The sequence below is a fragment of the Archangium sp. genome (assembly GCF_036389735.1).
Taxonomy (GTDB): domain Bacteria; phylum Myxococcota; class Myxococcia; order Myxococcales; family Myxococcaceae; genus Archangium.
In genome coordinates this window covers 1-7,975 of the sequence record NZ_DASVWK010000579.1, presented here as the reverse complement: position 1 = coordinate 7,975, position 7,975 = coordinate 1, and the positions used below count along the sequence as shown (strand labels likewise).

Here is a 7,975-nt window from a genome sequence, read left to right as displayed (position 1 = left end):
GATGCGCGGCGGGGCCGGAGCCACCGCGATGGGCTCGTGGCCAGCGGCTCGTGCCATCAGGCAGATCTCCACCACCTTGGTCCCGAAGCGCTCCCAGCGGCTCTCCCCGGTGCCCTTCACCGCGAGGAAGCCCGCGCGGTCAATCGGCAGGGCGGCGGCCAGTCCGCGCAGCGTCTCGTCGTTGAAGATGATGAAGGGGGGCACCTCGAGATCGCGCGCGAGCTCCTTGCGCCAGCGGCGCAGCTCGGTCGCGGCCAACTCGCTGTAGCCATCGGGCCGGCCCGGGGCCAGCGTCGGCGTGGCGCGGGGCGCGGTGGCCGGGCGGGAGATACCCTCCAGCCGCTTCAGCCTGCTCCCGGCGCACGTGTCGCAGTTGCCGCAGGTGGCCTCCACGTCCTGCTGGCCGAAGTAGCGGAGGATGAAGGCCCGCCGGCAGTTCTTCGTGTAGGCGTAGTCCGTCATCCGCTTGAGGTGCAGCATGGAGCGCCGCTCCATCTCGCGCAGCTTGCTCAAGTCCACGCCCAGCTCGCGGAAGGGCACGTTCTCCAGCGCGCGGATGGCTCGCCCGGAGAAGGGCCGGCGCACCTGCACCGCCCCCGCCCGCTCCAGCAGCTTCAGTGCGTGCTGGATGTCATCGCCGGACAGCCCGGTGCGCCGCGCGAGGATGGGCAGCTCCGTGGTGGCCGAGCGCCCCACCGGGAAGGTCTCCAGCAGCGAGGCCAGCAGGCGCCGCGCATCCGGGGCATGCGGTTGGGCCGTGGGGGCCTTTTCCGTCAGGGTGATGCCGTACTCGCCCTCGCCACGGCCGCCGCGCTCGATCTTTCCCTCGCGCTCCAGGATGCGCAGCACGGAGGAGATCTCGAACTCGCTCGCGCCCGCCTGGGCGGCCAGCACGTGCATGCCCTTGTCGTACTCGGGCACGCTCCGCAGCACGTTCCACACGTCCGAGAGCACCGCCTCCGAGGGGTGGTTGCTCTCGATGAGCCGCTCCTGCGTGTAGACGTCCGCGTGGTTGAAGAGGAGCGCGGCGAAGGCCGGCCCCCGGTCCCGGCCCGCGCGGCCGATCTCCTGGTAGTACGCCTCCACCGCCTTGGGGATGTTGGCGTGGGCGACGAAGCGGATGTCCGGCTTGTCGATGCCCATGCCGAAGGCGTTGGTGGCCACCGCCACCGCCTCCTTGGCGGACATGAACTCGTCCTGGGCCCGGCGCCGCGCGTCGTCGTCCATGCCCGCGTGGTAGAGGATGGCGTTCACCTTCCGCTCGAGCAGCGCGGAGTGCGTGTTCTCCGCCGACTTGCGGGTGGAGCAGTAGATGATGCCGCTGCCGCCCAGCGACGCGAGTCCCGCGCAGGCCCGGCGCTTGTCCTCGTCCCCGCCGACCTCGAACACCTCCAGGAAGAGGTTGGGTCGGTCGAAGCCCTCGGCGAACACCTGCGGATCCTTCATCAGCAGGGAGCGGACGATGTCGTCGCGCACCTCGGGGGTGGCGGTGGCGGTGAGGGCCACGGTGCGCGGCGGGCGCAGGCGCTTGCGCACCTGGCCGAGCTGCGCGTAGTCCGGCCGGAAGTCATGGCCCCACTGGGAGATGCAGTGCGCCTCGTCGATGGCGAGCAGGTCCACTCCCACCTGCCCCAGCGCGTCCAGGAAGCTCGGGCTGCGGAAACGCTCGGGCGCCACGTAGACGAGCTTGAACTCGCCCGCGCGCATGCGGCGGATGCGCTCCGCGCGCTCCAGGTCCGACAGCGACGAGTTGATGAAGGTGGCGGAGATGCCCCGGGCGGAGAGCTGCTCCACCTGGTCCTTCATCAGCGCGATGAGCGGGGAGATGACGAGTGTCACCCCGGACAACAGCATGGCGGGAAGCTGGTAGCACAGGCTCTTCCCCGCGCCGGTGGGCATCACCACCACGGTGTTGCGCCCGCTCAGCACGGAGCTGATGACCTGGGCCTGCCCCGGCCTGAACTCGCTCAGGCCAAAATGGCGGACCAGTCCCTCCTGGGCTTGCTCGTAGTGGGGGAGGGCCTCCGGCATCCGCCGCATATTCACCGTTCCTTATCGGCCGTCAACGACCCAGAAGCTCCTGAGCCGAGATCCAGCCCGTCAGGTACTGGAACAGCCAGGCGCGCCCGCCACTCCGCCACCTCTCTCGCCAGCCGGGCCCCATGCTCGGCATCCAGGCGTCCGTCCCTCACCACGTCTCCCTCCCGCGCGTTCGAGGGGAGGGTGGCGCGGGGCACCGTGCGCGCCGGGCCACCGCCCAGGGGCACCACCCGCGCCACCTCGTCCTCCAGCACCTCCACCTGCACGGCGCTCCCCGCTCCACCGCACGCCACCGCTCCCAGTGCCCCCAGCATCATCCACGCTCTCCCGCCATGTCCCATGGCCCTCTCGTCTCCGCGCCCAACAGCGGCAGCTCGCCCCGCTCCAGCAGCGAGGTGTACGTCCCATCTCCAATCACCACGTGATCCAGCACCTTGATGCCCAACACCCGGCCCGCCTCGATGAGCTGGGCGGTGAGGCCCAGGTCCTGCCCCGAGGGCTCCGGATCTCCCGAGGGGTGGTTGTGCGCCAGCACGATGGCCGTGGCGCGTGAGGTGATGGCCGCGGCGAAGACCTCGCGCGGATCCACCGGGCACGCGTTGATGGTGCCCTCGGCCACCCGGGCGTCGTGCAGCAGCACGTTGCGCGCGTTGAAGCACAGCACGTGGAAGACCTCGCGCCGCAGCGCGCTCAAGGTGGGCGCGAGGTACGCATGGATTTCCTTCGGGGTGCGCAGGCGGGGCCGCCGCTCGGTGACACGCTGGGCGCGACGTCCCAGCTCCAGTGCCGCCATCAGTTGAGCCGTCCGCCCTGGCCCCATTCCCGGTCGCGCGCACAGCTCCCGAGGGTCCCGCTGCAGCAGTTGCTTGAGCCCACCCCCCGTGGCGAGCAGCGCCTCCGCGAGGGCCCTCGTGCGCGAGCCCGAGCCCAGCAGCACGCACAGCAACTCCGGGTCGGTGAGGGCCGATGCCCCCAACCGGAAGAGGCGCTCCCGGGGGCACTCCGCCTCCGGAAGCTTCTCCCTCACCGACCCATCGCCTGCGGACTCCTCCCACCCCACCATCGCCACCGCCGCCAACCGTTCCATCCCACCCTCCGTCGCCCGACCGTCCAACCCGCCCTGCATCCGCGCCGGGCCACAAGAGCAACGCGCGTGCCGAACGTGCTTCCCTCGGGAGCCGCGCGCGCCACCGTCTCATTGCGCGCGGATCGGCTCATTGCCGGGACGGGCCTGCACACGGGCGGTGGACACGAGCACAACGAAGAAAGCACTGGTAAAGAAGGGCTGAACCGGAGGGGAGGACCACAAATGGGACTTTTCGGAAGTACTCCACAGCTGCTCACAGACGGCGCTATCTACGCGAAGGTTCGGCAACTTATCGTGGAGGCACAGGATCGGCTGACCATCATCTCCCCGTACATCGACCCCACCGGCGACTTCGTGCGCCAACTCGAGGAGGCCGCACACTCGCGGGGGGTAGATGTGCGAGTGGTCTTTCGCAAGGACAAGCTTGCCGAGTACCGGAGAACAGACTGGTTCCGGCGGCTAGAGGCCGCAGGAGTGTCGCTGGCCGTCATCGAGCGGCTCCACTCGAAGGTGTATCGCAATGAGTCCGCTGCCATCGTGACCTCGATGAATTTCTTCTCAAGTTCTGGGGAGAACAGCTTCGAGGTGGGCGTCTTCTTCGAGGAAGATCACAAGCTTTCGGATCAAATCGAGGACTATCTGGAGTCACTCGAACGGCATATGGAGTGGTTCAACACGGGGGACTCCAAACGGAAGCAGGCAGGGCGTGGCGCTCAAAAGGGGGGCGCTGCTCGGGCCAAGGCCCCGGCTGCTGAGGGCCACTGTATTCGGTGTGATGGGTCCATCGCCTTCAACCCTCGGCGCCCGTACTGCGCCGACGATTACGAGAAGTGGGCCCGGTACAAGAACGAGGATTTCGAGGATAAGCACTGCCACCGTTGTGGCAGGACGCACCCGGCGACGATGCGAAAGCCCCTATGCCGCGATTGCTTCGAGCAGGTCAGGTGAGCGTCTAGCCAACGCGGCGTACGCTCTCAAAACCGCTCTGACGCGAAGAATGATTGAGGCCTCCCCAACGGCTCCGAGCCGGTGCGCGCGCCCTGTCTCAGAGCTCGATGCGGTTGCCGCCCTGGGCCTTGGCCCGGTACAGCCGCTCGTCCGCCAGACGCAGCAGCGTCTCCACGTCGGTGCCGTCCTGGGGCGTCACCGAGAGCCCCGCGCTGAAGGTGACGCGGAAGCGCTCGCCCTTGTCTCCCTCGAAGTCGACCTGGGCCAGCTCCGCCGCCGTGCGCGCTAGAATCTCTCGCGCGCCCTGCGCCGTGGTGCCCATCAGGGCCACCACGAACTCCTCGCCGCCCCACCGGCACCGCAGGTCCTCCCTGCGGAAGCGCGAGGACAGCAGCCGCCCCATCTGCATCAGCACCCGGTCGCCCGCCAGGTGCCCGTGCGTGTCGTTCACCTTCTTGAAGCGGTCCACGTCCAGGAAGCCCAGTGCCAGTGGTTTCTCCACCCGCTGGGCCTCGGCCAGCCGTGCGCGCAGGCCCTCCAGGAAGGGGCGGCGCAGCAGCAGCCCCGTGAGGGCGTCTCGCTCGGCCCGCTCGCGCGTCAGCCGCGCCCGCTCCAACCGGGACTGCACGCGGGCCCGTAGCTCCTCGCGCATCACCGGCTTGGCGAGGTAGTCGTCAGCGCCCGCCTGGAAGGCCGCCACCCGGAACTCCACCCCCGTGTGCGCGGTGATGAAGAGGATGGGCAACTGCTGCCACTCGGGCATGGAGCGCACGATGCGGCACAGGTCGAATCCGCTGGGCCCCGGCATCTCCACGTCCAGCAGCAGCAGATCCGGTCGGTGCGTGGCCAGTGCCTCCACCAGCCGGGAGGACTCCCCCAGCCCCACCACCTCCACGTGGGCACTCGTCAGGGCGGCACCGAGGGCGCGCACCGCTTCCGGGTCGTCGTCCAGCACCAGCACGCGCGAGTGCTCCGGATGCCGGGTGGCCACCATCCGCTCCACCGTCTCCCGCAGGTCCTTCTCGGAGAAGGGCCGGGGCAGGTAGATCGACGCACCGGCATGGGCCGCCGCCACCCGGTAGGCCACGTCTCCCTCGGAGCCGAAGAAGGCCAATGGAAGCGATTGCAGTCCGTCCTCGTCGCGCAGCCGTGCCGCCACGGCGAAGCCGCCCTCCCGGCCTCCCAGGTTGACGTGGAGCAGCGCCCCATCCAGCGCCTGCCGCCGCGCCACCGCCACCGCCTCGTCGGCGCCGCGGGCCGTCACCACCCGGAGCAACCGGTCCCGCGCCATCCGCTCCACCTCGGCCAGCCACACCGGATCCTCGTCCGCCACCAGCACCGTGCCCCCCGGGGGCGCCAGGCCCGAGGGCTCCTCCGCCGCCGGGGACTCCGGGGCCTGGGCCGGCACGCTCGGCGCGGGGCGCGCGGTCGCGGAGCCCACCTCCCGCAGCGCGCTCTCCAGGGCACTCCCGTCCACGGCCGCCTTTCCCTCCCGGGCCGGCCGCAGCACTGCCTCCAGGCGCCCGGCCGCCGTGCTCACCGCGCCGAAGCCGTAGGAGCCCGCCGTGCCGTTCAGCTTGTGGGCAAGCTGATACGCCTCCTCCAACGCCTCGGCGCTCCCGGCCTGGGCCCGCTCCACCGCCGCCGTCAGCTCCCGCACCTTCTCCCCCAGTCGAGCGCCGTATTCGGCACGCAGCGCCTGGAGGGTGGCGTCCATGTCATCGCCGGAGCCCAGGCCTTCCACCCGCGCTCCAGCCGGAGCGGGCGCGGACCGGCTCGCCAGCACCTGCTCCACCCGAAGCAGGAGCTCCTGGGGCGTGTAGGGCTTGTGCAGCGCGTGCGACACCGCGAGCGGCCGGGGGGGCGGGTCGTGGCTCTCGAGGTCCCTCCAGGAGGCGGAGGTGAAGAGGATGGGCAGCGTGGGGTGCTTCCGCCGCAGCTCCTGGACGAAGTCCGCTCCCGGAAGCTCCGGCAGCCGTGCGTCCACGATGGCGGCATCCACCCGGAGGCAGGCCAGCACGGTACGGGCCTCCTTCACGGTGTGGGCCGACTCCACCTCGTAGCCCCGCTCGCGCAGCCAGGCGGAGACGAGCGACTGGAGATCCTGGTCCGCCTCGACGAAGAGGAGTGTTCCCCGACTCATGAAGCCTCCTCGCGAGGCTCTTTGCCGCGTTCACGGCCAGCCAGCAGGCCGTTGAGCAGCTCCTTCACGGAGGTGATGAGCTCCTCTTCGGACGCGCGCGCCTTGATGATGTGGCGGGTGATGCCGAGCGTGAGCTGGTGCTGGTCCACCGAGGACAGCTCGCGCCCGGTGAAGACGATGAGTGGCGTGCCTCGCCCCTTGCCCTGGCGGAGGATGTCCACCACCTCGAAGCCATCCAACCGGGGCAGGCCCACGTCCAGGACGATGAGGTCCGGGGGCGTCGTGCGCGCCAGCGCCACCGCGCTCTCTCCGTCCTCCGCCTCGAAGCAGGCCGCTCCCAGCCGCTCCAGTTGGGCACGCAGCACCTGACGTGTGCTCACGTCGTCGTCCACGATGAGCACCCGCGCCTGGCCGGGCCGGCGGATGGAGTAGCGCAGCGCCTGGAGGAAGCGTGCCTCGTCGAAGGGTTGCTCCATCCAGTCCACCAGCAGCGGCTGGACGAGGCCCTCCTCCTGGGGGGAGCGCCCCGCAAGCATGAGCACCGGTAGCTGCCGGGTGCGTGGCTCCTCGCGCAGTCGCCGCACCAGCTCCATCCCGCTGCCGTCCATCCACTGCGCGTCCAGCACCAGCACGTCCGGCGCGCCCACCTCGATGAGCTGCGCCGCCTCCTGCGGGGAGGGGGTGCGCAGCACGCGGTAGCCCTCCTGGGTGAGCAGGCCGCGCAGCAGGCCGGACAGCTCCGAGTCCTTCGTCACCACGAGGATGGTGTAGCGAGACTCGTCCATCACCCGCGACACGGTGCCCGAGCCCATGCGCAGCGCCGGCAGCGAGAAGGTGAAGGTGGCGCCCTGGCCCGGCTCGCTGTGCACCTCGATGTAGCCGCTGAGGTGCTGGACGATGGCCTGGGAGATGGCGAGCCCCAGGCCGGTGCCTCCCTTGGAGCGCGTGTCCGAGCTGTCCAACTGCTGGAACTTGCCAAAGAGGCGGCCGCGCTTGTCCGGGGGAATGCCTGGCCCCTGGTCCACCACGGAGAAGCGCACCTGGCCCCGCGCGTCCCGGGCGGCCCGCACCTCCACGCGGCTGTCCGCCGGGGAGAACTTGATGGCGTTGGAGACGAGGTTGGTGAGCACCTGGATGAGCCGGTCCCGGTCCGCCCGCACCGTGCCCGCGCCCTCCGCCACGGAGCACAGGCGCACCCGCGCCGTGTCCGCCATGGCCTGCACGCCACTGAAGGTGGCCTCGATGACCTCGGAGACCTCCACCGGCTGAAGCTTCAGCTCCAGCTTGCCGGCCTCCATCTTCTCCAGGTCCAGGATGTCATTGATGAGGCGGATGAGGCGCTCGGTGTTGGTGCGGGCGATGCGCACCATGTCCTGGGCCTGGGCGGGCAGCTCGCCCAGCACGCCTCCCTCCAGCAGGCCCAGCGAGCCGCGGATGGAGGTGAGGGGCGTGCGCAGCTCGTGGCTGACGGTGGAGACGAACTCGTTCTTCAGCCGCTCCACCTCGCGGCGCTCGGTGATGTCGCGCACGTAGGTGGTGAAGCGCGGGGGGCCCTCGCTGCGCACCCGGACGAGGGTGAGCTCGGCGGGGAAGGTGTTGCCGTCGGTGCGCAGGGCGGACAGCTCCAGGCGCGTGGCCTGTCCCGCCACGGCGTCGGCGCGCAGGGCCCATGCCACCAGCTGGCGCTGCTCGGGCTTCACCGACGCGGAGAGGGCGAGCGAGAGGAAGTCACGGCCCACGGCCTCGGCGCCGCGCAG

At 70.5% G+C, this 7,975-nt stretch carries 6 protein-coding genes; 1 reads left to right on the top strand and 5 read right to left on the bottom strand.

The genetic code is table 11. From position 1 onward, the window contains the following. The 3 genes from VF794_RS20295 to radC form a co-directional block, all read right to left on the bottom strand. On the bottom strand, nucleotides 1-2,040 hold a 2,040-nt coding region (locus tag VF794_RS20295; RefSeq protein ID WP_331112858.1), incomplete at its 3' end, for an ATP-dependent DNA helicase RecQ. Between the two features lie 2 nt (nucleotides 2,041-2,042). Further along, nucleotides 2,043-2,357, bottom strand: coding sequence for a DUF3006 domain-containing protein (locus tag VF794_RS20290; RefSeq protein WP_331112856.1), 315 nt, complete (start codon nucleotides 2,355-2,357; stop codon nucleotides 2,043-2,045). Then, a complete protein-coding gene (gene radC, locus VF794_RS20285; RefSeq protein ID WP_331112854.1) occupies nucleotides 2,354-3,127 on the bottom strand; it encodes a RadC family protein in 774 nt (257 codons plus the stop codon). The genes VF794_RS20290 and radC overlap by 4 nt, the downstream gene beginning before the upstream one ends. A gap of 66 nt (nucleotides 3,128-3,193) precedes the next feature. Here radC and VF794_RS20280 point away from each other — a divergent pair, with 66 nt between their 5' ends. Then, complete coding sequence (locus VF794_RS20280; RefSeq protein WP_331112852.1) at nucleotides 3,194-4,075, top strand: phospholipase D family protein; 882 nt, start codon at nucleotides 3,194-3,196, stop codon at nucleotides 4,073-4,075. Between the two features lie 97 nt (nucleotides 4,076-4,172). Here the strand turns inward: VF794_RS20280 and VF794_RS20275 are convergent, their stop codons facing one another. Further along, nucleotides 4,173-6,218 carry a response regulator gene (locus VF794_RS20275; RefSeq protein ID WP_331112850.1) on the bottom strand — a complete coding sequence of 682 codons (2,046 nt, stop codon included), beginning with the start codon at nucleotides 6,216-6,218 and terminating at the stop codon, nucleotides 4,173-4,175. Next, on the bottom strand, nucleotides 6,215-7,975 hold a 1,761-nt coding region (locus VF794_RS20270), incomplete at its 5' end, for a response regulator (RefSeq protein WP_331112848.1). The genes VF794_RS20275 and VF794_RS20270, both read right to left, overlap by 4 nt.